Annotated in this window: 27 protein-coding genes, 1 tRNA gene, 4 pseudogenes and 1 riboswitch; of the genes and pseudogenes, 22 read left to right on the forward strand and 10 right to left on the reverse strand. The window is 37.5% G+C overall.

All coding sequences use genetic code 11. The features are described from left to right. Positions 1-2: 2 nt before the first annotated feature. The 3 genes and pseudogenes from BW724_RS08690 to BW724_RS24055 all read left to right on the forward strand — a co-directional run bounded on the left by BW724_RS08690 (position 3) and on the right by BW724_RS24055 (position 1,678). Positions 3-593 (forward strand): hypothetical protein, encoded by a 591-nt coding sequence (locus tag BW724_RS08690; RefSeq protein WP_088074854.1) that lies wholly within the window; start codon positions 3-5, stop codon positions 591-593. Positions 594-610: 17 nt separating this feature from the next. Then, a pseudogene (locus BW724_RS24050) lies at positions 611-1,294 on the forward strand (DUF1385 domain-containing protein); the annotation flags it as partial. 72 nt (positions 1,295-1,366) lie between these two features. Beyond that, a complete protein-coding gene (locus BW724_RS24055; RefSeq protein ID WP_235849068.1) occupies positions 1,367-1,678 on the forward strand; it encodes an MTH1187 family thiamine-binding protein in 312 nt (103 codons plus the stop codon). Positions 1,679-1,712: 34 nt separating this feature from the next. Here the strand turns inward: BW724_RS24055 and BW724_RS08700 are convergent, their stop codons facing one another. After that, a complete protein-coding gene (locus BW724_RS08700; protein ID WP_088074856.1) occupies positions 1,713-1,922 on the reverse strand; it encodes a DUF2759 domain-containing protein in 210 nt (69 codons plus the stop codon). 240 nt (positions 1,923-2,162) lie between these two features. On the opposite strand from BW724_RS08700, the gene BW724_RS08705 reads away from it, so the two are divergent. Then, positions 2,163-2,804, forward strand: coding sequence for an MBL fold metallo-hydrolase (locus tag BW724_RS08705; RefSeq protein ID WP_088074857.1), 642 nt, complete (start codon positions 2,163-2,165; stop codon positions 2,802-2,804). 303 nt (positions 2,805-3,107) lie between these two features. Next, positions 3,108-4,238, forward strand: a complete 1,131-nt coding sequence (locus tag BW724_RS08710) for a class I SAM-dependent methyltransferase (RefSeq protein WP_088074858.1) — start codon at positions 3,108-3,110, stop codon at positions 4,236-4,238. Between the two features lie 147 nt (positions 4,239-4,385). Here BW724_RS08710 and BW724_RS08715 read toward each other — a convergent pair whose 3' ends face one another. Both BW724_RS08715 and BW724_RS08720 read right to left on the reverse strand, forming a co-directional pair. Then, positions 4,386-4,628: a DUF2626 domain-containing protein gene (locus BW724_RS08715; RefSeq protein WP_088074859.1), complete on the reverse strand. Its 243-nt coding sequence runs from the start codon at positions 4,626-4,628 to the stop codon at positions 4,386-4,388. 204 nt (positions 4,629-4,832) lie between these two features. Continuing rightward, complete coding sequence (locus BW724_RS08720) at positions 4,833-5,540, reverse strand: helix-turn-helix transcriptional regulator (RefSeq protein ID WP_088074860.1); 708 nt, start codon at positions 5,538-5,540, stop codon at positions 4,833-4,835. 257 nt (positions 5,541-5,797) lie between these two features. Between BW724_RS08720 and BW724_RS08725 the strand changes: the two genes are divergently transcribed. Then, a complete protein-coding gene (locus BW724_RS08725; protein ID WP_088074861.1) occupies positions 5,798-6,244 on the forward strand; it encodes a YtxH domain-containing protein in 447 nt (148 codons plus the stop codon). A gap of 79 nt (positions 6,245-6,323) precedes the next feature. On the opposite strand, the gene BW724_RS08730 is transcribed toward BW724_RS08725, so the two are convergent. Further along, positions 6,324-6,397 (reverse strand) — tRNA-Gln (locus BW724_RS08730). Between the two features lie 129 nt (positions 6,398-6,526). On the opposite strand from BW724_RS08730, the gene comGA reads away from it, so the two are divergent. Both comGA and comGB read left to right on the forward strand, forming a co-directional pair. Further along, the gene (gene comGA / locus BW724_RS08735) at positions 6,527-7,585 is read left to right on the forward strand and encodes a competence type IV pilus ATPase ComGA (protein WP_088074862.1); all 1,059 of its coding nucleotides are present in this window, start codon (positions 6,527-6,529) and stop codon (positions 7,583-7,585) included. Beyond that, on the forward strand, positions 7,582-8,607 hold the full coding sequence (gene comGB, locus BW724_RS08740) for a competence type IV pilus assembly protein ComGB (RefSeq protein ID WP_088074863.1): 1,026 nt from the start codon (positions 7,582-7,584) through the stop codon (positions 8,605-8,607). Before comGA ends, comGB begins: the two co-directional genes overlap by 4 nt. Positions 8,608-8,662: 55 nt before the next feature. On the opposite strand, the gene BW724_RS23565 is transcribed toward comGB, so the two are convergent. Next, entirely contained in the window at positions 8,663-8,812 is a 150-nt protein-coding gene (locus tag BW724_RS23565) for a hypothetical protein (RefSeq protein WP_176371351.1), read from the reverse strand. A gap of 154 nt (positions 8,813-8,966) precedes the next feature. Between BW724_RS23565 and comGC the strand changes: the two genes are divergently transcribed. From comGC to BW724_RS08770, 6 genes are all read left to right on the forward strand, one after another. Next, a complete protein-coding gene (gene comGC / locus BW724_RS08745; RefSeq protein WP_328588703.1) occupies positions 8,967-9,281 on the forward strand; it encodes a competence type IV pilus major pilin ComGC in 315 nt (104 codons plus the stop codon). Between the two features lie 12 nt (positions 9,282-9,293). Next, positions 9,294-9,737 (forward strand): competence type IV pilus minor pilin ComGD, encoded by a 444-nt coding sequence (comGD, locus tag BW724_RS08750; protein WP_088074864.1) that lies wholly within the window; start codon positions 9,294-9,296, stop codon positions 9,735-9,737. Further along, the gene (locus BW724_RS08755) at positions 9,721-10,047 is read left to right on the forward strand and encodes a prepilin-type N-terminal cleavage/methylation domain-containing protein (RefSeq protein WP_088074865.1); all 327 of its coding nucleotides are present in this window, start codon (positions 9,721-9,723) and stop codon (positions 10,045-10,047) included. The genes comGD and BW724_RS08755 overlap by 17 nt, the downstream gene beginning before the upstream one ends. Next, positions 10,023-10,526 carry a competence type IV pilus minor pilin ComGF gene (locus BW724_RS08760; protein WP_088074866.1) on the forward strand — a complete coding sequence of 168 codons (504 nt, stop codon included), beginning with the start codon at positions 10,023-10,025 and terminating at the stop codon, positions 10,524-10,526. The genes BW724_RS08755 and BW724_RS08760 overlap by 25 nt, the downstream gene beginning before the upstream one ends. Then, entirely contained in the window at positions 10,513-10,911 is a 399-nt protein-coding gene (gene comGG, locus BW724_RS08765) for a competence type IV pilus minor pilin ComGG (protein WP_176371352.1), read from the forward strand. The genes BW724_RS08760 and comGG overlap by 14 nt, the downstream gene beginning before the upstream one ends. 73 nt (positions 10,912-10,984) lie before the next feature. Continuing rightward, entirely contained in the window at positions 10,985-11,167 is a 183-nt protein-coding gene (locus BW724_RS08770) for a YqzE family protein (protein WP_088074868.1), read from the forward strand. 96 nt (positions 11,168-11,263) lie between these two features. On the opposite strand, the gene BW724_RS08775 is transcribed toward BW724_RS08770, so the two are convergent. Continuing rightward, a complete protein-coding gene (locus BW724_RS08775) occupies positions 11,264-12,073 on the reverse strand; it encodes a YqhG family protein (protein ID WP_088074869.1) in 810 nt (269 codons plus the stop codon). Between the two features lie 15 nt (positions 12,074-12,088). Beyond that, positions 12,089-13,724 (reverse strand): annotated as a pseudogene (locus tag BW724_RS08780) (DEAD/DEAH box helicase). Positions 13,725-13,988: 264 nt separating this feature from the next. After that, positions 13,989-14,104, forward strand: a riboswitch (glycine riboswitch). Between the two features lie 177 nt (positions 14,105-14,281). Here BW724_RS08780 and gcvT point away from each other — a divergent pair. From gcvT to gcvPB, 3 genes are read left to right on the forward strand one after another with little or no spacing between them, the layout of a single operon-like run. Then, complete coding sequence (gcvT, locus tag BW724_RS08785) at positions 14,282-15,379, forward strand: glycine cleavage system aminomethyltransferase GcvT (protein WP_088074870.1); 1,098 nt, start codon at positions 14,282-14,284, stop codon at positions 15,377-15,379. Positions 15,380-15,411: 32 nt separating this feature from the next. Further along, positions 15,412-16,755, forward strand: a complete 1,344-nt coding sequence (gcvPA, locus tag BW724_RS08790) for an aminomethyl-transferring glycine dehydrogenase subunit GcvPA (RefSeq protein WP_088077788.1) — start codon at positions 15,412-15,414, stop codon at positions 16,753-16,755. Then, positions 16,752-18,227, forward strand: a complete 1,476-nt coding sequence (gene gcvPB, locus BW724_RS08795; RefSeq protein WP_140354941.1) for an aminomethyl-transferring glycine dehydrogenase subunit GcvPB — start codon at positions 16,752-16,754, stop codon at positions 18,225-18,227. The genes gcvPA and gcvPB overlap by 4 nt, the downstream gene beginning before the upstream one ends. Positions 18,228-18,296: 69 nt before the next feature. Here the strand turns inward: gcvPB and BW724_RS08800 are convergent, their stop codons facing one another. Next, positions 18,297-18,671, reverse strand: coding sequence for a rhodanese-like domain-containing protein (locus BW724_RS08800; protein ID WP_088074871.1), 375 nt, complete (start codon positions 18,669-18,671; stop codon positions 18,297-18,299). A gap of 183 nt (positions 18,672-18,854) precedes the next feature. Between BW724_RS08800 and BW724_RS08805 the strand changes: the two genes are divergently transcribed. From BW724_RS08805 to BW724_RS08825, 5 genes and pseudogenes are all read left to right on the forward strand, one after another. Then, a complete protein-coding gene (locus BW724_RS08805; protein ID WP_088074872.1) occupies positions 18,855-19,685 on the forward strand; it encodes a lipoate--protein ligase family protein in 831 nt (276 codons plus the stop codon). Positions 19,686-20,325: 640 nt separating this feature from the next. Next, positions 20,326-21,105, forward strand: a pseudogene (locus BW724_RS08810) (ribonucleotide reductase N-terminal alpha domain-containing protein); the annotation flags it as partial. Positions 21,106-21,438: 333 nt separating this feature from the next. Further along, positions 21,439-23,220: pseudogene (locus BW724_RS08815) on the forward strand (vitamin B12-dependent ribonucleotide reductase); the annotation flags it as partial. Between the two features lie 243 nt (positions 23,221-23,463). Beyond that, positions 23,464-23,901, forward strand: coding sequence for a transcriptional regulator MntR (gene mntR, locus BW724_RS08820; protein WP_088074874.1), 438 nt, complete (start codon positions 23,464-23,466; stop codon positions 23,899-23,901). A 107-nt stretch (positions 23,902-24,008) separates the two neighbouring features. Continuing rightward, positions 24,009-24,902: a patatin-like phospholipase family protein gene (locus tag BW724_RS08825; protein WP_088074875.1), complete on the forward strand. Its 894-nt coding sequence runs from the start codon at positions 24,009-24,011 to the stop codon at positions 24,900-24,902. Between the two features lie 15 nt (positions 24,903-24,917). On the opposite strand, the gene BW724_RS08830 is transcribed toward BW724_RS08825, so the two are convergent. Both BW724_RS08830 and BW724_RS08835 read right to left on the reverse strand, forming a co-directional pair. Continuing rightward, complete coding sequence (locus BW724_RS08830; RefSeq protein ID WP_088074876.1) at positions 24,918-25,721, reverse strand: hypothetical protein; 804 nt, start codon at positions 25,719-25,721, stop codon at positions 24,918-24,920. Between the two features lie 66 nt (positions 25,722-25,787). After that, a complete protein-coding gene (locus BW724_RS08835; RefSeq protein WP_088074877.1) occupies positions 25,788-26,156 on the reverse strand; it encodes an SA1362 family protein in 369 nt (122 codons plus the stop codon). Positions 26,157-26,473: the final 317 nt, after the last annotated feature.

Below are 26,473 nucleotides of genomic sequence, written 5' to 3' on the forward strand. Positions count from 1 at the left end.
AAATGAAGCAAAACGTCATTGTGTTTTTAATACCATTATCAGTCATGATCTTGTTATTTGCATTTGGCTTTTATACGATCAACCAAACGCCAGTAATCACGAATGAAGAACTAGAAAGTCATGTACTTTTAGATCTTGAGGCAGAAGCAGTAAACGAAGGTGTTGAGATTGACCTTACTTGGCGATGGACAGACGTTCCAGAAGATAATATTGTAGGGAACGACTTCATGGAAATAATCGTATATACAGAGGAAATGACTCCTATTCAAGAAGTGGACTGGGAGACAGGAAAACTAACACTAACACAATCTGGTAATCCTATTTACGATACTGAAGATAAGGTTTTGACAGAGAGTGGTGTAGCATTTACGTTTCCTAGTAAAGTAGAAGAGGAAGCAATCTTTGGGGCAAGTGGAAATATCACGATGTTTTTACAAGAGCTTGATCAATCAGCTGCTCATGTTGGAGTAAGGTATTATCACACTTGGTTTGATACACCATTTGATTTAGCGGCTGGAGATGACATCAGTGCAGTAATTGATGATTACGGGGAAGCGTATTGGATGATTCAGCGCACAATACCACTTCCATAAGAAGGGACTTGGTATATTTGGTAAGGGGGCTATCGTTTCAAAAGGGGATTTTCTTTGTTGGTAAAAGGTATGTGTCCTGTAGCTACAATGATAATGGGGTGGAAAAAACATGGTTAAAACCATTGAAGCCAAAGGTATTACTAGAAGTAGTAAAGCTTCTTCTCTTTTCCATGCCATTATGGTTTTATCTCTTTTTCTTCGGTTGGATATTAGCTATTGTAGGTCCGTCCCTTTTAACCGCTGTTGGCTTTACTGTCCCCTTATCAGGTTTACCAGCGTTTACGATTATTTATTTTTTTTATGGAACACATTTTTGGTTTCCGAGGGAAATGAGAAAATATCATGGGGCAGAACATAAGGTATTTAGTTATAGAGGGATTGTATCTATAGCAAAGCGGAAAGAAATAGAGGAAGCGGCGATCACGAATCGTTATTGCTCCACTAACAGTATTTTAGTATTTTTTGTTTCTGTTATTTTATTATTTATTCCAATACTGATCTTGCAAAATGGTTCATTGCTCCCTAGTCTAGAGCTTGCTACTTATTTATCTGTAATGATGTGGCCTCTATTGACCTATTGGATAAACAGAACGAAACTGACTGTTGTACACCGCTTGATTTTAGCAGGTTCTTATTGGTTACAACAATATGTAACCACCCTTGAACCGGAAAAGGTCCATTTAAACACGGCGATTCGTTCCTATCGGCGACTAGCATTAAAAGAATTTCCGGCGAAAGTTCGCTTTAATAAACCTAAAAAGGAGAGTAAGAGTATGGCAATTGCTGACGTAACTGTAATACCAATTGGAACAGGGAATACGAGCGTTTCTCCAGTTGTAGCTGAAATTCATCAGCTGTTAAAAACAACTGATAAGGAAATTAAATATGAGTTAACACCAATGAGTACGATTATTGAAGGGGAAATATCTGTTCTCTTTGATATATTGAAGGAAATACATGAAGTTCCGTTTAAACATGGCTGTCATCGTGTTGCTACTAATGTGAGAATCGACGACAGAAGGGATAAAGCTAGTACCATGCAAGGGAAGCTGAACGCAGTGCAGAGTAAGTTAGGGGAAGAATAGAAAAAAAGGAACGGAAAATTTCCGTTCCTTTTTCTTAAAGGACAATCGTATTGAGTACTTGTAATAGTGCTGCTTCCTCGTCTGGAAATATAATCTTCCAAATCGTCATTACAGAGAACCATCCGAACACAGCTACTGTTATAAATGCAAACCCCACTGCAAAAAAGTTTTTCTTTTTTAGTTCTCTGAAAAGACCAACAGCTGCTAAGATGGAAATAAGTAGTGTTATGATACCTAATACCATTTATTGCTCCCCCTTTATACCTTCTATTATGTACTAAATTAAGACAATGACAATGCTTCTTACTATGGTAAAACAACTTTATCCATAGTCATTTTAATTATACCCACAATTTACATTTATTATTTTACTGGGTTTTCACTATTTTGTCGAGGGAAACAGCATTATCCAATTCTCGAAATGTTATATAAACATATAGTACAATATTATGTAGTAGATTTTGAATTATGAGGAGGCTGAAAAATGGAGTGGAAACAAATTCCATTAGGACCATTACAGACAAACGGGTATCTTTTTTACAATGAAAATAAAGAAGGGGTTATGATAGATCCAGGAGGAGATGAAAAAAAACTCATATCCTTCATTAAAGAATTGAATATAACCATCAATGGGGTTTTATTAACACACGCACATTTTGATCACATTGGAGCAGTAGACGCAGTAAGAAAAGAGTTTCATGCGCCAGTTTACTTGCATGAAAAAGAAGCAGATTGGCTTATTGATCCAGCTTTAAACGGTTCAGGTCTATTCCAAGGTATTCCGCAAATTAAGACTCAGCCTGCGGACAAGCTGTTGAAGGAAGAGCATACGTTAAAAATTGGAACGCTAGAATTTATCGTGTATGAAACTCCTGGGCATTCTCCAGGTAGTGTCTCCTATTATGTTCCTGAAGAAAAGGTAATCTTCTCAGGGGATGTTTTATTTCATGGTGGTGTTGGAAGAACGGACTTACCTGGAGGAGATCATGATACACTAATGAATACCATTCATGAAAAGCTATTGAATCTTCCAGATGATACGATTGTAGCCAATGGTCATGGTCCTTCTACAACGATAGGGGAAGAAAAGGAAATCAATCCGTTCATTAATGGATTTGGATGGTAGGGATTGGCTTGTTGAGGAAGAGACAGGCGTACCTTTCTCAAAAAATCAACTGTATTAAATATCAAATGCATTCAATATCAACATTTTAACTTAACAGAGCCAAATAAAAAATGACCTCCAATGGGGAACATTGAAGGTCGTTTGGGGAGTTAATCAAGTATCAATGAACTTTTGAGGGGGGAGGGGGAACTCCCGAAGATCATTGTTCTACTGACAAGTTTATTATAATTCCGCATTTACACTATGTCAACAGTGTTAAATTATTTTCTTTAAATATATATATCTAATGGGAGAGGTTATGGCATGGGAGATATTCTACAAAAATTAAGTCAAAGATCAACGCCTCCTTGGAGCTATTCTACTTTTATGGACACTGCACTTTATGATAAAGAGATAGGGTATTATATGAAAACAAATCGTAAACTTGGGAAAGAGGGAGATTTCTATACTAGTAATCATGTCCACCCTGTTTTTCCAAAAACGTGTGCCCGCTTCTTTGCTGATGTAATCCAGAAGGAAGGGTTAGATCCGTCAATTTGTGAATGGGGAGCAGGGGATGGCCGCTTTGCTAAAAGTGCCTTAACGTATTTTAAAGAGAAAGAAGAAGCCTTATTTGAAAACATGCATTACTTAATCATTGAGGCGAGTCCGTATCATCAAGAAACACTAAAAATAGCTTTAGGAGAATTTGAGGATAAAGTGAAAGTTTACTCGACATATAAGGAAATGGTGAGTGACCATCCAAGCTTCAGTGGGGTAATCTTCTCCAATGAATTATTAGATGCTTTTCCTGTAAAGGTTGTGGAAAAGGAAAAGGATCAACTGTTTGAAGTAAAGCTCGAGGAAGTGGAAGGGGAGCTAAAAGAAGTATTGTATCAGGCTGATGAAGAATTGGAGAAATGGTTGGAGCAGTATGGTCCTTCTTTACCCAATCATTACAGAACAGAAATTAACTTTTCAATGAAGGAATGGTTAGAGGAAGTTGCACCTTGGTTGGAACGGGGAATCATTGTGACGATCGATTACGGATATACAAATGAAGAATTGTTAGCTCCTGAGCGTAGGGAAGGATCGTTACGTGGATATTATAAACATGAGATGATTCATAATCCGTTAAAGCACCCAGGGAATATGGACCTTACTTCTCATGTGCAATGGGATGCTTATAAAAAAATCATATCGAGTTATATGACGGAAGTCGTTCATACTTCACAGGATAAATTTTTATTAAAAGCAGGTTTATTTACTTTTTTAGAGGAAGTTAAGGATTTTAACCCTTTTTCAGATACATATAAGCTCAATCGTGCCATTCAATCGCTCGTGCAACCCGGTGGAATTAGTTCAGCGTTTCAGGTGAATGTAAATGGGAAGGGCTTAAGCTGTATGGAAGAATATGCCTTTTTCAATGAAGACCCATATGAATGGAAAGGGTAATTTGTACCTGCATGTCAATAAGTCGAGGAGTTACTCCAGCCGGCGGTTGAGTGAGTAGCCTGAAGCAAATTTAATTACATTATCATGTCTATTTTCAAGGTAGCCTAAAACAAAAACCCCTGCATGATAGCATGCGGGGGCTTTGTTTTAATGGCCGATACCTGGTTCTAAGATGAATGTTGAATAAAAAGTAAATCCAACAAAGAATAAAGTTAAGTAGGCACCAAAAATATACATGTAGGCTCTTTCGGTTAGCTTTAAGTAGCTAAGTGCAACGAAGGCACCAGTCTGACCGAAGAATAAAATCGCCATTTCATGCATGTTACCTACCATAAATAAAATGGCCATCATACCAGTCCAGAAGCCGCAAACACGGAACATACGATCCACGAAGCTTCCCTCCTTTTATGTAACTGCATTTCATGTCACAAAATGTTCACTTTATTATAAAACGAAATGCAGTTGTTTGCAAAGATAAAGATTCATCAAGTGTTAAATAAAAGTAGCTTGTATATAATAGAAAGTGCATATAGCATTCTATTATTCGCATCTTTATTATATGAATGATCAATACATATCATTCATATGCTTTGATTAAGGTGTTAAAACGGCAGTCGTATACGTACAAGCTAATTCATGTTTATCAAACATGCTTGATTCTTGCTTTAATTTAACCCCTTCAAAGAAATAATTAATAATACCGTTTATTAATGCATGATGCATGCCACAGATTGCTCGGTTGTTTTCAACAAGCTCTTTATAAGTGCAGTTGAAGATTCTAAAAGTAATCTCGTTTCTTTCTTCATCATAGTGGATCTCAGGATTTAAGCCTTGGTTTATTGCGATTTTTTCAATGAATTTAACTTTTTCCTTTGTAGATAACTGATCTAAATTTTGATCCAATGAACCTACGAATTCCTTTGCAGATTCACGCCCGAATGTTTCACCAGTTTCTACTAATCCTTTTTCACCAGCTGGACCTAAAGAAGCGAGCGTTTTAATTGCAATTTCTGATAAACGCTGATAATCTCGATATGGGAACTGTAGACTAACTACTTCATTTGAGATGTTGTAGTAGCGGCTTGGTCTCCCACCCTTACCTGTCTTCTTCGTATCTGATACGAGCATGTTGACATCCTCAAGTTTAGTCAGGTGAAGTCGTGCGACATTTGCATGAATTTTAAATGTGTCAGCGATTTCCTGTACTGTAACATCTCTATGCTGTTTGGCCACATACTGATAAATTGAAAATCTAGTTGGGTCAGATAATACTCCAGTTATTTTTAATGTTTGTTGTTCCATCATGATCACTCCCCACGATAAGCTACCATCATTATAGTATAGGAATTCATAGAAATAAATTGCATTTTCAATATAAAAAAGAGGTAAACCTACTTAATTGCAGTAATACCAAGGGGGACCTGGTCCCGCACAATTTTGTGAACATTTTATTTTATCACTATTTTATTGTTGAAAAAGTGGTTTATTAGGAAGTAGAGAGAGGGAATAGGGTGGACAAGCTAAGAAAACGGAAAAATATTTTTAGGAGGTAATGTGTTATGAGTAAAATGGATACGAAAGATTTCTTAATTGGTGGATTAATAGGGGCAGTAATAGGGGCAACATCTGCCATGTTGCTTGCACCTAAGTCAGGGAAAGAACTTCGCTCAGACATTAATCAGAAAGCGACATCTACAAAGGAAAAAACTCTTGAATTGACTCATGCTGCAAAGGAAAAAGGCACGGAATATAGCCAATTGGCAAAGGAAAAATCTGCGGAGTGGACCCAGGTCGCAAAGGATCAGTGGGAGCGCCTCAAGGATAATGCTGAGTCTGTGGGGGAGAAAGCTAGTAATTCTAGTCAAGAAATCTTAGAAGAAGTGAAGGATATTGTTGATACAGAGAAAGATGAAGGTAAACAATTAGCAGCGAAGGTAGTTAAGGAAATTGAAGAGACAAAAGATAAACTAAAGGAAGACGTTGAAGAATTTAGGGCAAATAAGTAGAAGGTTAATTAATTTTCACAATAACATAAAAAAAGCCTCAAAAGGGCAACATAGCTTCCTTTTGAGGCTCCTTTATGTATGGCTGGGATGGCAGGATTCGAACCTACGATCACGGAGTCAAAGCCCGGTGCCTTACCACTTGGCTACATCCCATTACATTACATTTATTAAGGTGTCACACAATGTTAAAAAATATACAATATTTTTTTAAAAAAAAGAAGGAAGAACCACAAACAATGTCGAATTAACTGCTGTAAATAAAAAAGAAAGCAGGTGGTATAGTTGGACGTTGAAAAAAAATTAAAAGATATTCTTCATAGGGCAGTGAACTTCCGCGCCTCTGATATTCATTTTGTTCCAATGGAGAAAAAAGGCTCTATCCGTTTCCGTGTCGACGGTCAGTTATTGGAGATGGAATCGTTAACGAACCATTCAATCTTAAAAATAATTGGACATTTAAAATTCATATCCGGAATGGATGTGGGTGAAAGGCGAAAACCACAAAATAGCTCCTTTGAAATTCCTCTGGTCAATCGCAAATACGCCATTCGCTTATCTACCTTTCCCTCCTCATTTCACGAGACTTTAGTTATTCGAATCTTCCCGTATGATAATCATCAAACTTTAGAGCAGTTAGCACTCTTTCCGAAACAATCTCAACGTTTATTAGATATTATGAAAATGCCACATGGATTGATCGTTATTTGCGGTCCCACAGGTTCAGGTAAAACCACTACTATCTATTCTTTACTCCAAAACAGCTTCCATATGATGAAAAGAAACATTATTACAATAGAAGATCCCATTGAACAGAAGCATGAACAATTTTTACAAATGGAAATTAACGAACGGGCAGGACTGACCTATGCTTATGGTTTAAAGAGCTTATTGAGGCACGATCCTGATGTCATCATGATTGGTGAAATTCGAGATCATGAGACTGCCCAGTTAGCTGTTCGATCAGCAATGACAGGACACCTCGTACTATCAACGCTGCACTCGAGTTCAACGGTGGGAGCTGTAAAAAGACTACAGGAACTGGGGATAAAGTCAGTTGATATTGAAGAAACCGTTAGGGCTGTGGTAGCGCAGCAACTAGTGGACATTACTTGCCCATACTGCGGAGATTCCTGTCAGCATCATTGCAGAAAATATCGGGACAGGAGGAGGGGAGCAATATATGAAATCTTAACAGGTACTCAGTTAAAATCAGTTATTAATAGTTTAAAAACAGGAGCCCCAATTACAGCGAAAGTAGTTACACTATCAAGGGTAATGGCAAAAGGAATAATCCTTGGATACTTAACTTCTGGCGATAAGGGAGGAGTTGATCTTAAGTGAGAAAAAAGCCGTTTCGAAATGATATGGAGCGATGCGAATGGCTAGAAAGGCTTCATTCTTTATTATCAGAAGGATATAGTCTTTCTTATTCATTATTGATGTTAAAGGAATTCGAGACAGAATCAGGGAGGAGGTGGTGTGAATCAGTATATGATGCCCTTCAGTCAGGAGAAGAATTTATTTATCCTTTAAGGGAAGGTGGATTTTCTAAAGAGGTAATAAATTGCATATTTCTTGCTGACAAGTATGGGGATTTAAGAGAGGGGTTGATCCAGGGGGCTTTAATACTAAAGAAAAAATATGAGTTGTCACAAAAAGGACGCAAAATGCTAAGTTACCCTATCTTTTTGTTTTTTGGTTTACTAATTATGATTGGGATTATGTCAGAAGGAGTTTTTCCACATTTTACTATGTTTTTTGATTCTATGGGACAGGACTTACCGTGGCTGACAAAGCTGGTTGTTTCATTATTATCTTTTTTTCAGCTACCAGTCCTATTGTTAATTTTCACCATAGTCTTAGGTGTAATCATCTGGTTTCGACGTAAAACTTTAAATGAACAATTGACGTTACTGTTAAAACTACCAATTTTACGCTCTGTTACTAAGTCATTCTTAACCTACTATTTTGCCTCACAATTAGCTCCGTTATTAGAAAACGGTTTTTCTCTCCATCAATCATTACTAATATTAAAGGAGCACTCCCAAATATCATTCTTTCAAAATGAAGCAGATGCAATCTCTAACGACCTAAGGAATGGTTTCCTTTTGTCAGAGAGCATCCGAAATCGTCCTTATTATGAAGTGCAGCTAGCTTCAGTCATTGCTTTTGGTGAGGCGAAAGGCAGTGTTGGGAAAGAATTAGAAAGGTTTTCAAACATATTATTCAATCGTTTTTACGAGAAGCTTCAGAAATTACTCTCAGTTTCTCAACCAGTGTTAATAGGTGGAATTGGATTTATAGTCATGGTGTTGTTTCTATCAATGATGCTACCAATCTTTAATATCGTAGACGGTTGGTAAAAACAAAAAGAAAACTCCCCTCATTGCATGGGGAGTGGAATAACATAATTGGTGTTTAATTGTCTGATTCTACCGTTATTCCTTGCTGGCTTATTTGTTTGTAACTGATCCAGCGCAATAAATAGTGCTCTTCACTGGTAAGGTCTCTACCTAACCCTTCGTAGAATTCATCTTTCAGTAGTTTATAAAGCTGCTGATCTACCAACAACATTCCTCCTTAAGAGACTTCTATGTAGAGTACATAACATCATTATAACGAAATTCACAAAGATATGACACTATTTTTTCATTTTTATAACACTAGAAAGCTGTGGTGTAAGAATTATCAATAAAAATATCAAAATAAAGGAGTGGTTGAAGTGAATAGAATCAAGAAGTTTTTCAAGAAGGAAAAGGGATTTACTTTAATAGAAATGATGATTGTCTTAGTCATCATATCCATATTACTCTTAATTGCAATTCCAAATCTCACAAAAAACCAAGAGATGGCAGAAACGAAAGGGTGCGAGGCAACGAAGGAACTTATTAAGGCCCAAGTTGCAGCTTATGAAATCGATAAAGGAAAAAAGTTAGTTTCCTTAGAGGAGTTAATGAGCGAAGGTTATGTGGATAGAATTAGTTGCCCAGGATCTGATGTAGATTTAACTTTGGAAAGCTTGAAGAAAAATAACTAGGAGATTGATGTGATGAATAAGAGGTTTAATCAAATGGGCTATACTCTCTTAGAAACTATTATAGTTATGTCACTTCTTTCGACGATCCTCCTCATCACCTTTCCGTTGTTAACAAGGGATACAGTGAATAATCAACCAGCATTCTTTTTTGAGCAACTTGAGAAGGATTTGTATGAAGCGCAAATGCTTTCCATGACAGATGGACTTCAAATAAGGGTGTTTTTTAACCAAGCTGCTGGAGAGTACACCATTCGTGATGGAACCAATATTATAGAAAAGAGAATAATGCCTAAAGGGATGAATGTCTTTAGTGGAACTTTAGATTTTCGTAATATAAGGTTCATTCCAAACGGACGGATATGGGCTTCAGGTACAATCAATTTTATCTACAAGGGTCGATCATACATGTTGGTCTTTCAGTTTTTGAGGGGGAGATTCTATGTTCAGGAGTTCTGACGGCTTTTCCTTTATTGAGGTGATCATTGCTCTCTTTATTTTTTCAGTAGTTGCAGGGACACTTCTCCCTGCAATCATTACTGTACAGCAGGAACGGTTTTCCGTGAGGCAAGAACGTTACGCGGAAGAATTAATAAACCAAATCGTGTATGACTTTCAAAAAGAGAAAGGAGTAGAGATAGTCAATTACCAAAATACGACCTATATAATCCACCGTTATGTTGCAGGTGATAATCGAAAGTACTGTGTAAATTGGGAGGGGAAGAATGGGAGGGAATATGAAAGATGCTTACTAGGAAAAAGAGAGTAAAGGGAATTCCAAGCTTACTTCTACTACATAAAAATGAGCAAGGCATGACATTACTGGAAGTGCTAGTAAGTATTTTGGTACTTTTGATTATCGTTTCTACCTTTCCGGTTTTTATATCAACTGCATCTGTTGAGAAAACAGAAAAGCTACATCATGAAGAAATGGTCATTTTCTTTTCACAGCTACAACTTGATTTTAGGAAAAGCCCAGTATTCTGGACAAATGATAGTAATACTATTTTATTTTTTGAACGGGAAGAAGACGGGGCGACAATTCGATATGAATTATATCAAGACAAAATTAGAAGAAGGGTGGATCTCGAAGGACATGAAGTTTTTTTGCAAAGAGTAAAGAGGATGGAGGTAGATGTAAGAAGGTATGGCGTGGTGATAAAAATTTCAGGGGTAGGGGGAGGAATATATACAAAGATTTTAACTCACCCCAATAGTAGGTGGGGGAATGGAGATGCAGGTAAATAATCAAAAGGGTGTAGCATTATTAATTTCCATTTTTATATTATTTTTCTTATCGGGCATCTTTCTTCATTATTTATCATTGTATGAAAGTGAAAAACGTTTTATGGAATTGGAGCAGGAGTGGAATACGTTTGATAACCTTTTACTAACGGCAATCGATGACATCATGGTGATAAAGAAGAGTCAGTCCGTTGACTTTTTATCTGCAGGTAAGTTTGAATATGAAACTGGAAAGGCGACGTTTCAAATAACAGTAGAGGAAACTGGAGAATTTATTTTTATTGAGGTCACGACTCCAAAGGGGAAAATACGGAGAGGACGGTTTTTCCATCATCATGAGACGGGGGAAATAACTGGCTGGGCGGAAGGTCGGAATTATGAGCAGTAGGGCAAGGTATAAGTCTATCTATTTCTGGTAATTCTATATGATATAGTAGTATGCAGTAAGGTGAGTGTTTACGATGAAAACCAATGACTATGTTAAATTTATGACACAGCAGTTTGTTACTTACGCACAACAGCCGAAGGAAGAGCGGAGAGCGAAACGGGAGGAGAAGAAGGCTTATCGTGCCCCAAGGTCTTACAGGCTATTTGGCTTAATTCCATTTGCCGTATCCCAAACTTTCCGTCAGTTTAAAAAATGAGTAACTCACCATAATGGCGAATTAATAAAACCGTACCGAAATGATATCGGTACGGTTTTTCCCCTTTGCTCTATAATTGTTTGATGGAGGATTAAATTAATTCATTGTTTGAGCGGCAGGATGCTCAGCAAAGTAAAAGAGTCCACCGTTAATAATTGAAATTTGGATAGAAGGCTCATATTGTGATTTTATTGCTTCCTTCTCAAACTGATAGGTTTCGCTTTGATCTTCTTCCTGTCCTTCATAAAAAGATTCGAGTAGCTCCTCGTCCTTCTTCCAACGCTTGATCGCATCATCTGCCCATGTATGATCTTTTTGCTCTAAATCTTCTATCAGCATCCTTCTAATCCGTTCAATACCAGATTCAGGCTTAATAATAGGTGTCATGGTAAAACAATAATTTGGTATTTGTTCTTGAAAACTTTTGTGTTTAATCGTGTCATAAAAGTCTTCAATTACTTCGCCAGTAATTAGGCTAAGGCCGATGGAGAAAAAGTGGTCCTTTTTGTGATCACAGCAATAAGAGACACTACCATTAAGTACTAGCCACGGCTTCATTGGTTGCGTTGAGCCTTGAGGTGACGTGGTTTCGTAAAGAAGGGAGTGCTTTCCTAAAGATTTGGCTGTATTAAAAATTTGATGGAGCCTTGGAGAACCAAAATGAATTTTTTCTCCTTTTAAATCCTCAGGAGCCTTCTTTGAATCAGTTATTAATGTTAAGGACATAGGGTTAGGTTTTGCACCCATATTTTCAATATAGTGCCAGTAAAATGGTCGATTCATTAATGCTTTATCCATATCGATAGACAACTGCACATGTAGATGACTATCAGTTTCTTCTATTATCTCACTATCATTTTCTATAAAGAACTCTTTCAAATATTGATGGATCTCAGCTTGTTCCATTGGAAAGTCTCCTTTCTAACGAGCGAGAATTGAGGTGAGATTATCCATTTTTACCCGTATTTCCCCTTCTGATTCAGAATTGAGAAGGATATTTGAAACATGATCTTCCACTTGATTATCAGAAAGCTTCTCAAGTATGTCATCCAATTCTCCAATAATCCCTTCGAATAATCCGATTTTTTTGTATAGTAGCTGGAGTATGTGATCTTCTACTGTTCCTTCTACAGCAAAATTATAGATTTTAACATCCTTTTCCTGTCCTAGACGGTGTATTCTTCCTATTCGTTGTTCAATTCTCATTGGGTTCCAAGGTAAGTCATAATTAATCATTTTGCTACAGAATTGTAGGTTAATTCCTTCTCCACCTGCTTCTGTTGCAATTAAAACTTGAGCGTGATCCTTAAATAGTTGCTTCATCCAATCCTTTTTACTCCGTTTAAAACCTCCACGGAAAGGCACAGCTTTAATTCCGTGTTGTGCAAGAAACCATTGCAAATAGAGCTGTGTTGCCCGATATTCTGTAAAAATGATCACTTTTTCATCTGATTCTTGTATAATGGATAAGGCTTTTTCAGCTTTTGAATTAGTCGTTACTTCATTTATTTGTTCTGCTATTTTATTTAATTCCTCAACGACCTCAGCTGATTCACCATATTGCTCCATCATATTTTTCAATGTCATATAAACAGCTTCGCGGCTGGAACACGCTTCTCTTTGCAAAGTGAGCGTTGTAAATCCAAGCCCTTTTCCTTCTATAGAATTTGCCCAACGATGCTTCATTCCACTTACTAGGTCATAGAGCTTTCTTTCTTCAGGAGAAAAGGATACTTGTACTGTTTCCACAAGTCTTTTTGGCCAATCCATACTAGAGTCAGAGCGCCGATTCCTGATCATTACTTTTTGAATGAGTTGGTTTAACTGTTGGTGATTTTCTTCCTCTTTATATTTACTCTCAAAGCTAGACTCATCTCCTAAATGACCAGGCTTTAGAAGTGAGATGAGATGGAATACTTCACTCAATCGATTTTGTACAGGAGTAGCAGTTAATAAGAGGCAAAACTTCTTCTTTAAGCTCTTTGCAAATTGATAGTTTTTTGTTTTTTTTATTTTTAAGTTTATGAGCCTCATCAATAATCACAAAATCATAATCAATATTTTGAATGACTGAAGCATGGGGTTCACGTTTAGCAGTGTCAATAGAAGTTACTGTCACATCCACATGTTCCCATGCTGGCTTCTTTCTCTGTTCTATTGCAGGTATGAAAAATTTCTCATTAAGCTCTCTACACCATTGTGTAACTAGGGAAGCAGGAACTAGAATTAATACTTTCTTTACAAGACCTCTTATCATATATTCTTTCAGTACTAATCCTGCTTCAATGGTTTTACCTAGACCAACTTCATCTGCCAGGATTGCTTTTCCGTTCATCTTCTCGATTACTGTCTGTGCAGTTTCATATTGGTGAGGGTAAATATTTAACTCAGGTAAGTGCTTTGGTGCTTCCAATCCATGAAAATCTTCAATTAACGTTCTCTTTCCAGCTTCTAAAGCCATTTTGTGTTTCGTCCAGTTACCCCAGCCTTTATTCGTTTCCAGGGAGTTACTAAATTGTTCCACCCATTCTTCATCAAAATGAATCTTTGGTATCACCTTTGAATCTCCTTTCTTGAAAACGAAATGTATCGTCTCAAAATAATATTTGGCTTACCGGCCGATTACCAAGGTGTTTCTACATTTTAAACATAAACACAGTGGATATTGTAAATAGTTGAACAATACTGATAAAAAAATCTTTATTGATTTTTAAATAAATGGTACGATAAAACTATCTTAAGGGATGATTGGTTGTTAGTATTGACGTATTTTTGAATTTTCATTAATCCAATCTAATTTTTGGAAAATACAGATAGGCGAATGATGGTAAGGGGAGAGCTCGTTTATGGAGTAGATTTCGATTATACTCCAAGACGACGCCGAAGGAGCAAGCGATAAAACGTGAATCTCTCAGGCAAAAAGACTCTTGCTGGACGCACCTCTGGAAAGGACCCTGCAATAAGGGGACACCCATGGGGACACCTTCTTTAATTAGGAGGGAAACTCTCAGGTACTGAAGACAGAGACATGCTCATAACAGGGCACGTTTCTGTCTTTTTTTGTGTTTTTACTACCAAATAATCATCTTTTATATTATCCCGGAGGTGGAAACATTGTCAGGTAATAAAACACCATTGTTTAATATCTATGAAAAGTATAATGGTAAAACAATTGATTTTGGCGGTTGGGATCTTCCAGTTCAATTTTCCAGTATTAAAGGGGAGCATGAAGCAGTTAGAACAAAGGCTGGACTATTTGATGTATCTCATATGGGGGAAATTGAGGTAACAGGCAAGGAGGCAGTATCTTATTTACAAAGGGTGCTGACTAATAATGTGGATAAATTGAAGGATAATGCGTGCCAATATCATGCTATGTGCTATGAAAATGGTGGGACTGTAGACGATCTTGTACTCTATAAACGTGGAGAAGAGGATTTCCTACTCGTAGTAAATGCATCAAACACTGATAAAGATTATGAATGGTTGCTAAAACACACGGAAGATTATGATGTTACGGTTAAGAATGTCTCTGAACAGTATGCTCAACTGGCTGTACAAGGACCTTTAGCTGAAAAAATTACGCAAACCTTAACAGACCAAGATCTTTCTAACATTACATTCTTTAAATTCCGTGAGGGAGTCAAGGTTGCAGGGAAAGAAGTGTTGATCTCTAGAACAGGTTATACAGGGGAAGATGGTTTCGAAATTTATTGTAAACCTGAGGATGCTGTTCATTTGTGGGAAACCATTCTAGATGCGGGAGAATCAGACGGAATTGTACCTTGTGGATTAGGTGCACGTGATACTTTGCGTTTTGAAGCGAGATTGGCCCTTTATGGTCAGGAACTATCAAAGGATATTAGCCCGTTGGAGGCAGGGATTGGTTTTGCTGTAAAAACGGATAAGGAAGTCGATTTCATTGGAAAAGATGTATTGAAACAGCAGCGTGAAGAGGGTCCGCCGCGTAGGCTTGTTGGTATAGAAATGATTGATAAGGGAATTCCACGTACAGGTTATGAAGTATTCATAGACGGAGAAGAGGTAGGTTTTATTACTTCTGGCACACAGTCTCCCACATTAAAGAAAAATGTAGGCCTTGCCTTAGTAGATCAAAAATATAAAGCATTAGATACAGTAGTGGAAGTTCAAGTTAGGAAGAAACGTCTAAAAGCAAAAGTAGTTTCTACACCATTTTATAAAAGAGGCTAATGCATAAGCGACTAGCAAAGGGGGAAAAGAAATTGAAATTTCGTTATTTACCTATGACTGAGCAAGATCAAAAACAAATGATGGATACCATCGGGATAAAGGAATTAGAAGAGCTTTTTCAAGATATTCCAAAGGAAATTCGATACGATGGTCGTTTGAATATTGAAGAAGCTTTAGATGAAACAAAGCTCGTAAAAGAAATGACACGTTTAGCTGAAACAAATATCAATGTTAAACAATACATGTCCTTTTTAGGAGCGGGTGTATATGAGCATTACATACCATCAGTAGTGAACCATATGCTCCTGAGATCAGAGTTCTATACAGCTTATACACCATATCAACCGGAGATTTCACAAGGTGAGTTGCAGGCTATCTTTGAATTCCAGACGATGATATCCGAGTTAACTGGAATGGATATTGCCAATTCATCTATGTATGACGGACCAACAGCTCTAGCTGAAGCAGCGATGATGAGTGCTGGACAAACGAAAAAGAAAACGATACTTGTGTCAAAAACTGTTCACCCTGAGTCTAGGGAAGTATTAAAATCAAATGCAAAAGGCCAAAATCTTCACGTTGTAGAAATAGATGAAAAAGACGGCGTGACAGATGTAGAAGATCTTAGTGCAAAATATAATGAAGATACTGCATGCGTGATTGTCCAGTATCCTAATTTCCTAGGTAATTTAGAAGATCTTGCTGCTATCGAAAAAATAGCACATCAAGGGAAGGGATTGTTTGTTGTATCATCTAATCCCCTCAGTTTAGGTGTATTAAAGCCTCCTGGTGAATTCGGGGCAGATGTCGTAGTGGGTGATGTGCAACCATTCGGTATACCAACACAGCTTGGTGGGCCACACTGCGGGTATTTTGCTGTGACGAAAAAACTAATGAGGAAAGTTCCAGGTAGGTTAGTTGGGCAAACAACGGACGTAAATGGAAAACGTGGTTTTGTTTTAACATTGCAAGCAAGGGAACAACACATACGCCGAGATAAAGCTACAAGTAATATTTGCTCTAACCAAGCTCTCAACGCCCTAGGAGCAAGCATTGCTATGGCTGCTATCGGAAAGCGCGGTGTAAAGGATATGGCAACTCAGAATATCCAAAAAGCACATTATGCGAAGAACAAGCTGAAGGAAAAGGGAGTGGAAATTGTTTATGATCAGCCATTCTTTAATGAATTCGTTGTTCGACTACCTAAGCCGATCGAAGAAGTGAATAAAGAATTACTAAACCACAAAATACTTGGTGGCTTTGACCTTTCCCGTCATTATTCAGATAAAGAAAATATGATGCTTATTGCAGTTACAGAATTGAGAACGAAAGAAGAAATTGATGAATTTGCATCTGTATTGGGGGGAATAAAATGATGACACATGATCAATCCTTAATTTTTGAAATCAGCAAGGAAGGAAGAATTGGACACAGTTTACCAGAATTAGACGTTCCAGAAGTAGATATTAATCATTTAATCCCTAAGGAAATGCAACGTACTGAAGCACCTGAACTTCCAGAGGTTTCAGAACTTCAGTTAGTAAGGCACTATACAGCCTTGTCACGTAGAAACCATGGTGTTGATTCAGGGTTTTATCCTCTCGGATCTTGTACAATGAAATACAATCCGAAAATTAATGAAGATGTGGCAAGATATGCTGGATTTGCACACCTTCACCCATACCAGCCAGAGGAGACTATTCAAGGGGCTCTTGAGCTGATGTATAAATTACAAGGTAGCTTAGAGGAAATAACAGGAATGGATCAAGTGACGCTTCAACCAGCAGCAGGAGCTCATGGGGAGTGGACTGGATTGATGCTTATCCGTGCATACCATGAAGCTAATGGAGACTTCCAACGTACGAAAGTTATTGTACCTGACTCTGCTCATGGTACGAATCCAGCATCTGCAACCGTTGCAGGCTTTGATTCTGTTACTGTTCGTTCAAATGAAAAGGGATTGGTTGATTTAGACCATCTTAGAGAAGTTGTAGGAGATGACACAGCTGCTCTCATGTTAACTAACCCAAATACATTAGGTTTATTTGAAGAACAGATTGTAGAAATGGCGAAAATTGTCCATGACGCAGGTGGAAAGCTTTACTATGATGGAGCAAACTCTAATGCAATCTTAGGTATTACTCGACCTGGAGATATGGGCTTTGATGTTGTTCACTTGAATCTTCATAAAACATTCACTACACCTCATGGGGGAGGTGGGCCAGGTTCTGGTCCCGTAGGTGTGAAAAAAGATTTAGTACCTTATTTGCCAAAGCCAATTGTTGCTGTGAAAGAAGAAGCAGGCGAGGCGCGCTATTACTTTGATTATGATATTCCTGACTCTATCGGACGTGTAAAACCGTACTATGGAAACTTCGGGATAAATGTTCGAGCTTACACTTATATACGTACAATGGGGCCAGATGGCCTTCGCAATGTATCAGAATATGCTGTTCTCAATGCGAATTATATGCTTCGCCGTTTAGAGCCTTATTATGATGCACCTTATACACAGCATTGTAAGCATGAGTTCGTCTTATCTGGACGCAGACAGAAAAAGCTTGGTGTACGTACCCTAGATATTGCAAAGCGTCTGTTAGACTTTGGGTATCACCCACCAACGATTTACTTCCCATTGAATGTGGAAGAATGTCTCATGATCGAACCCACTGAAACGGAATCTAAGGAAACATTAGATGAGTTTATCGAGGCGATGATCCAGATTGCTAAAGAGGCTGAAGAAAATCCTGAAATCGTACAGGAAGCGCCACACCACACTGTCATTGATCGATTAGATGAAACGACAGCTGCAAGGAAACCTATCTTGCGTTATACGAAGGAAGCTTAATAGATGCATTCAAAAAACAAGAAGCTGGGACATATCACACTTTGTCCCAGCTTCTTGTTTATATTTTAGTTATTTTTTAATTTTACCGCTCCATTTTCGGAAGCCACCTTTTAGCATGACAACATCTTCTACTCCGCGTTTTTTACGCAAGAGTTTAGCAACTTGAACACAGCGGGTTCCATTTTGACAATAAATGTATACAGGCTTGTCAGGTCTAATTTCACCAGCACGTTGGCGCATTTGTGAAAGTGGAATGTTACGTGCACCCAGCATATGACCTGTTTTAAATTCCCGTTCTTCCCTAACATCTATTAACTGGGCTTTTCTATAGTCCTGTTTAAATTCTTCTTGTTCTAATGAACGTAAATATTTTGGTTTCTTTAGGCGGATTACAATAAAGATGATTAAAACGACCGTTAATGTAATTAACAACCAAAGTTCCATACTGACTCCCACTCCTTTTTCTATATCTATGTCATTGCTGTCCCACATTAAATGATAAACTGAATTATAAAAATCTGCAACGACAATTAATACTTGTCTATTATATGCGTTAAATTTGGAGCTTACCAAAATCTTTTGTATGATGGATTGGATAAGAATTTATAGAGAGAAAGGGTATTACATATGGAAATTTGGTACTTTTTAGATTCTGGACTTAAAGGTCCTGCGTATAATATGGCTCTAGATGAAAAGCTGATGGATTGGCATCGGGAAAAAAAGATTAACCCGGTCATTCGCTTTTATGGGTGGAATCCTCCAACATTGTCTGTTGGATATTTTCAGAATGTGGAAAAGGAAATAGACTTTTCAGCCGTGGAAAAACATGGTTTGGGTTTCGTCCGACGTCCCACTGGTGGTAGAGGTGTCCTCCACGATGATGAATTAACATATAGCGTGATAGTAAACGAAGATCACCCTAAAATGCCTGCCACTGTTACAGAGGCTTATCGTGTTATTTCTGAAGGCCTTTTAGAGGGGTTTCGGTACTTAGGACTAGAAGCAGAATTTTCTATACCTAGAACAGAAGAAGAAAAAGATCGCTTAAAGCGTCCTCGTTCCGCTGTCTGCTTTGATGCCCCATCATGGTATGAATTAGTTGTTGAAGGGAGAAAGATTGCTGGCAGTGCTCAAACGAGACAGAAAGGCGTTATTCTTCAGCACGGATCCATTATTATGAATATAGACGAGGACAAGTTGTTTGATATCTTCAAATATCCTAATCAGCGGGTCAGGGAAAGAATGCAGCGTGCATTCAAAAGCAAGGCCGTTCCTATTAATGCCCTAACAGAACGTAACATTACAATAGAAGAGATGAAGGGTGCTATGAAGGTTGGATTTGAGAAAGGGTTAGATGTAAAACTTGAGCCGCTGGTATTAACAGCTGAACAAGAAGAGGAAGTTCAAGAATTGATGACATCTAAATATGATACGGAAAAGTGGAATTATAAATTGTAAGAACTGACTGATAACATGTCAATGTGGACTAACGGGTTTGCAGCATACGGAGGTTTCCCTTAATTGTGTGACTAAAACGCCCTCATTAACATCAAAACAATGAATGGCACGAAGTGAAGATTCTTCGTGCCATTTTAATATGCGAATTATCCTGTTGGCCAAGTGACCAAGGGCTTGGGCTTTTCTGATATTTCATAGAAAATACCTAGAATTTAATCCCTTTATTAATAGGTGAAGTTGATGTATGATAGAATTTCTGTGTGGTCTATAAATCGATAAATAGGAAGATGGTTCGACTTTATTTTATTGAAAATGACAAAAACAGCCATTCTCATAAACTAGCACTTATTATCTTTCATTTTCTCGATTTATCACTTTTTTTGATAGCAACTTCATAGTTGACAAAAAAGAAAAAAGCCCACTTAAAATCAATATATAGTATTTTTTATAAATATCACTCACTATATATTGATGAGTAGTTTTTTCTATGCTATAGTAGAACAAGCATAGATGAAGGTTGGTATATGTTACCAAAAATATCATTAACCGATCTTTGACAACTAGATATAGACAGTTACTAATTTAATAGTAACTTTAATAATTTTTTATGGAAAGGGAGCGAATGCCTGTGACAACGTTTATGTCTGAAAAGACGATCAACGTGGAGAAACTGAATCAAGATATTGAACAGTTTCCGCAAGTATTTCCAATAACTCCAGACATGAAACTAACACAAAGTGGAGTTTCACGCTTGGTCATGTTGGACCGCTATACGTTCAAAGACACCGAGAAGAAAACATTAAAAGTTGGGGACTTCGTAGTTTTAACGGTTAAGCCGGATCCAAAGTTTCCAGCCAGAGGTTATGGATATGTAGTGGACATTAACTGGGAAGAAAACGTAGCAAAAATTGCAGTGGAAGATGAATTTCATGGTGTTTTAGAAGATCCAGAAGAAAAGAAAACCGGTGTGGTAACTCGTTCCCTGGATACAATTGACAAGCCTTTGGAAGTTTATTATGAGCAAATCGCGAAACGAAATGCTCGTGGATTATCAGAGGTAGAAACGAATCCAGAAAAACGTCAAGAATCGTTTGAAAAATTTTATCATGAATTAATGAACATGAATTTTGTTCCTGCTGGCCGTGTGCTTTATGGGGCTGGTGCAGAAACAGACGTAACATACTTTAACTGTTATGTAATGCCTTTTGTTGCTGATTCAAGGGAAGGTATTTCCGAACACAGAAAACAAGTAATGGAAATCATGAGCCGTGGTGGAGGAGTTGGAACAAATGGTTCCACATTGAGACCTCGTAATACTTTAGCTCGTGGAGTGAATGGAAAATCTTCAGGTTCTGTTTCATGGCTAGATGATATAGCGAAGCTTACTCATTTAGTTGAACAAGGTGGATCAAGACGTGGTAAACTAGCATCTTAATGCGTGCCTCGTCTATAAAAAAACCTCGTGAATTGCTGGAAACTCTTTAAAATGCGTCATAGATGACTTGCTGGCTACAACGTGACTGGAAACGGTGAACGTGAATGCTTAAAAACAGCAAGTGGATAAAGACAATCAGCAGCCAAGCTCCTTAAAAGGAGAAGGTTCAACGACCATCGAACCCATGCTCAATGAGCGTAAGGTAGTAGAGTAGGAAGTAAGTGCTTCCGAAGCGCGAGGACACTGTATAGTGTAAGATATGGTCTGAACTCTATGGTGACATAGAGAGTTGGTGTAACGAACCAACGTAACGTATTGGCACAGATGATAATGCTCTCGGATTGGCATCCTGACATACTAGAATTCATTATTTCGAAGATGCAAAATCCGAGAATATTACGATACTTACTAGAAAATACAGAAGACGATCAAATTAAGCGTCTAATTAAGGAAAAGCTTAAATTCACACCATTATCTGAGTTAGAAGAGTCCTTGTATCAAGGAATTATTAATTATAAGCATATCCCAGGTACTGGTGGGTTTGACCCTAAAGTGATCCAAGAAGCAGAAGAAAAGCTTCGAACTGGTGGAACATATACTGTAAACAATTCTGAATTTTTAACGGGTGCAAACATCTCTGTTTGTATTACTAAGGAATTCATGGAAGCAGTAGAAAAAGACACGGAGTACGCACTTCGTTTCCCAGATGTGGAAAACTACAATGAGGAAGAAATGAAGGCTTACAACCGTGAATGGCATGAATATGGAGATGTTCGTGAGTGGGAAGCGTTAGGTTTCGGCGTACGAACCTATCGAAAAATTAAAGCACAAGAGCTTTGGAATCTTATTAATATTTGTGCTACCTATTCTGCGGAACCAGGAATTTTCTTTATTGATAATGCAAACGAAATGACAAATGCAAAAGCTTACGGTCAACAAGTTGTAGCAACAAACCCATGTGGAGAACAACCACTTGCGCCGTTTTCTGTATGTAACCTAGCTGCTGTAAACTTAGCAGAAATGGCTAATAAAGAAGAGAAAACAGTCGATTATGAAAAGCTTAAACAGACTGTTGCAACTGGGGTACGCATGCAGGATAACGTTATTGATGCAACTCCGTATTTCCTTGACGAAAATACGAAGCAGGCAAAAGGTGAACGTCGTGTAGGACTTGGTGTAATGGGATTACATGATTTACTTATTTACACGGAAACTGTTTACGGTTCTGAAGATGGAAACGAACTTGTTGATAAAATCTTCGAAACAATTGCAACAACTGCATATCGTACAAGCATCGAGCTTGCTAAGGAAAAAGGCAGCTTCCCATTCTTGGTTGGTAGCAATGATCAAGAGACGAAGCATTTAAGAATGAAATATATTAATACAGGTTATATGAAAAAAATGCCTGAGGATATTAGACAAGGAATTTTGGAACACGGAATCCGGAACTCTCACTTACTGACTGTTGCTCCCACGGGCTCCACTGGAACAATGGTCGGAGTTAGTACTGGACTTGAACCATACTTCTCTTTCTCGTATTTCCGAAGCGGGCGCTTAGGAAAATTCATCGAGGTGAAGGCAGAAATTTTACAGCAATATCTTGAAAGACATCCTGAAACAGACCCAGACAACCTACCTGAATGGTTCGTATCAAGTATGGAGCTTTCACCAGAAGCGCATGCTGATGTACAATGTGTCATTCAACGTTGGGTAGACAGTTCATTAAGTAAAACAGTTAACGCTCCAAGGGGATATACTGTTGATCAAGTGAAAAAAGTATACGAGCGTCTTTACAAAGGTGGAGCGAAGGGTGGAACGGTTTATGTTGATGGTAGCCGTGATTCCCAAGTACTAACTTTGAAAGCTGAAGAAAATGATATGTACGCTGTTGAGCTTGCTGGTGATCCTGCAGAGGACAATAAAGATAAAAAGCAACAAGTCGTACTTGTTGAAACAATCTCGGATGTTCGAAGCACTTCTGTAACATACGGTAGCGAAGTGGGAGACACTTGCCCAGTCTGTCGAAAAGGAACAGTAGAAGATATTGGTGGTTGTAATACATGTACAAACTGTAATGCGCAATTAAAATGTGGTCTATAATTTGATCAGATAAATAAGGGGTATCCTCGGCCAAAGTTGGCTAGGATACCTTTTTTTTGTGACATAGGAGCTTGCGCTTTTTCTAATACATTATGAATATATATTATTTATAAATTTCCCCGTTGAAAGATACTGCTTGGGCTAGTTTAAGATGATGTTTTGTAGTATAATTTAAAATAGACAAGCAACATTTTTTCCATAGAGAAAAATAATTGCAATCCGTTGTTGTATGGAGGGAACGACATGCCGACACCGAGCATGGAAGATTACCTGGAAAGGATTTATTCGTTAATAGAAGATAAAGGGTATGCAAGGGTATCGGATATTGCTGAAGCACTAGAAGTACACCCATCATCAGTTACAAAGATGGTACAGAAGCTAGATAAAAGTCAATATCTTGTATATGAAAAATACCGTGGACTAGTATTAACACCTAAGGGTAAGAAAATTGGTAAAAGGCTAGTGTATCGACACGAGTTATTAGAGTCATTTATGAAGATGATAGGCGTAAATGATGAATTTATATACAACGATGTAGAAGGAATTGAGCATCACTTAAGCTGGGATGCTATTGACAGAATTGGAGACCTTGTACAATATTTTGACGAAACGCCAGAACGTCTGACAGAATTAAGGGAAGTTCAAAAGAAAAATGAAGAAGGCGGAGATCAACAATCCTAATCATAATGGTTAGGATTGTTTTTTCTGTAACGGACAATCTTTATTTTTACACGTACAAGCATTTTTTCTTTTTTACCTAACTATGATGAAAAGAGGTAGGTGAGAAAATGCTTAAAGTGGACGGGGTTTTTGCAGGAGGAGGTATGAAGGCGTTTGCTTTCGTAGGTGCATTACAGGCATTAGACAAGAAAGAGATTTACTTTGACAGACTAGCTGGAACAAGTGCAGGGGCGATTATGGCAACGCTCATTAAGGTTGGCTACAATAGTCATGAAATCGCACAAATTTTTGAAGAACTAGAATTACCTGCATTACTTGATAAAAAACGTTTTCGTGTATTATATCCATTTTACCGTTGGTTACGACTGTATGCTAAAATGGGATTTTACCAAGGTGATGTGTTTGAGGAATGGTTGAGACAAACTTTACATGCAAAAGGGGTTTATACTTTTAGCGATATAGAACCAGGTACACTTAAAATGGTTGCTTCAGATTTAACAAATGGGAACCTATTAGTTATCCCAGATGACTTACCGAATTATGGTATTGAACCTGAAAATTTTTCAGTAGCGCGTGCAGTTAGAATGAGCTGTAGTTTACCTTTCTTCTTTGAGCCAGTAAAGTTAAAAAATAATAATGGAATTGAATCAATGATTGTAGATGGAGGAGTACTAAGTAATTTTCCTATTTGGTTGTTTGCTAGTCGCAACCAACCACGCTTTAAACGGCCTGTATTAGGATTCCGTTTATCTCCTTCAGAGGTGTATATGGAGCCGCGTGAGATTAAGAATGCATTGAATATGCTGTACTCTATGGTTGACACGATGAGAACTGCTCATGACCAAAGATATATTGAAAAGCATGATGCAAAGAATATTGTGTTTATACCAGCAGATCATATATCCACAACAAACTTTAATATCACTGATGAAGAAAAAGATCAGCTCATTGATTTAGGTGAAAAGAGCACTTTAAAGTTTTTAAAAAAATGGACGTACTAAAGGACATGGCGGAATTTAAAAGAATATTCTGCTATGTCCTTCTGTTTTATATAGTTTAACTGCTGTAATTAATATTGGAACAATAAGTGTTATCCAAAGTCCTAAAACAAGTCCGATTGTAATTTCAGTAGTAGGAACCCATTGATAGACGAGTCTGTCTATGCCATATAAAACAATAATACCAGATATACCAATAATAGAAGCAAGAAGTCCGCGAATATGAGGTGGTTTTGGTATTTTCATACGAACTTTAAATGATTCTAATGTATAACCAATACCAGCACCTAATAAGATCCCCGGATATATTAATAATTTTTCTGTTGGGTGAATGATAGCTGCCAAAAAAACAGGGAGTATGATAGCAAAAATGATGATGTATGGTTCAGGCATGGAACCAATCCAATCAAGGGTGCGATAAAAAGTATATATAATAAAACCACCAATGAGGATTGCACCAACAATGGAAAAGAGGGGCACAGCACCAAATGCAATGAATAGGACACTTGTTAATAATGGTGGTAATAGGCATAAGATGATGGCTTTCCTTGTTCGACATAAAGGTATGAAAAAAGAAAAAAATGTCATCATTATTTGTACTTGTGGGTGGGTGAATGGTAGAAGCTCATCATTCGTATATAAATATGGGAAGTGAAGTGTAATGATTTGCGCTACTGACATGGAAAACAAAGTTAAATATAATACTTGAAAACCAATTTTCTTGTTAATAGCCCAATAAATCGTTCCAACTCCAATAAGAAACAAGAGAATAACCCATTCTGTCGGAATGTAAGTTATAAATATATCTTGATTCCTGTCCATTGCCTGACACCCCTTTCCCATATCTAATTACCTAAAAACGAATGATGTAAACAAAAGAACCAAGCCCTAGAACAAAGCCCGGTTCTTCTTTTTATTCTTTTTCCCTTCAATAACTGTTAACTTTACATTAGATTGTCGTTTAACAAGAGGTCTAGTAGTTTTTTTCCTTTTCTCTTTCTTTTTATTGGAAAAAGAAACGGGAGCTTTTCTTACCTGGGCTCGTTGTGCATGCATACCTGGGGAGGCGCCTTGTCTTTTCATTAACCATGGGATGATAAAACGCTTAAATGCGAAAATCATTACAACGACTATACCAATTGTGACTAGCAACTGGGTAATTAAAGCTCCGGGACGTGTTACCAAGTTGACTAATAACCCTAGTACCGCAAGTCCTATAATGGTTAGAACGATTGGATGGTATGAATGACGGAACATTGGTGCACACCTCCTAACAATAAGAATTTGTAAACTGATTTTTCACAGTGACGATAGTAATAAGGGGAGAGTCTATTACAATTATAATCCTCTTAAGAACTTCTGTCTTCTATATCACTTACAAGATTAAGTAACTTTGATAAGAAAGTTTAATTATACAACCTCATAAAATTTATCTGATTTTTGAAAAGATGTAATTTTACATCTGTCGCAATATTTAATACTTCCTATACACAGTATATGCATCAGTAATTAAATCTACAGTGTTTATTTATTTTATTCTACATAAAGTCATATATTACCTTCTATTACAGAGT

It is taken from the genome of Litchfieldia alkalitelluris, from assembly GCF_002153425.1.
GTDB classification, from domain to species: domain Bacteria; phylum Bacillota; class Bacilli; order Bacillales; family Salisediminibacteriaceae; genus Evansella; species Evansella alkalicola.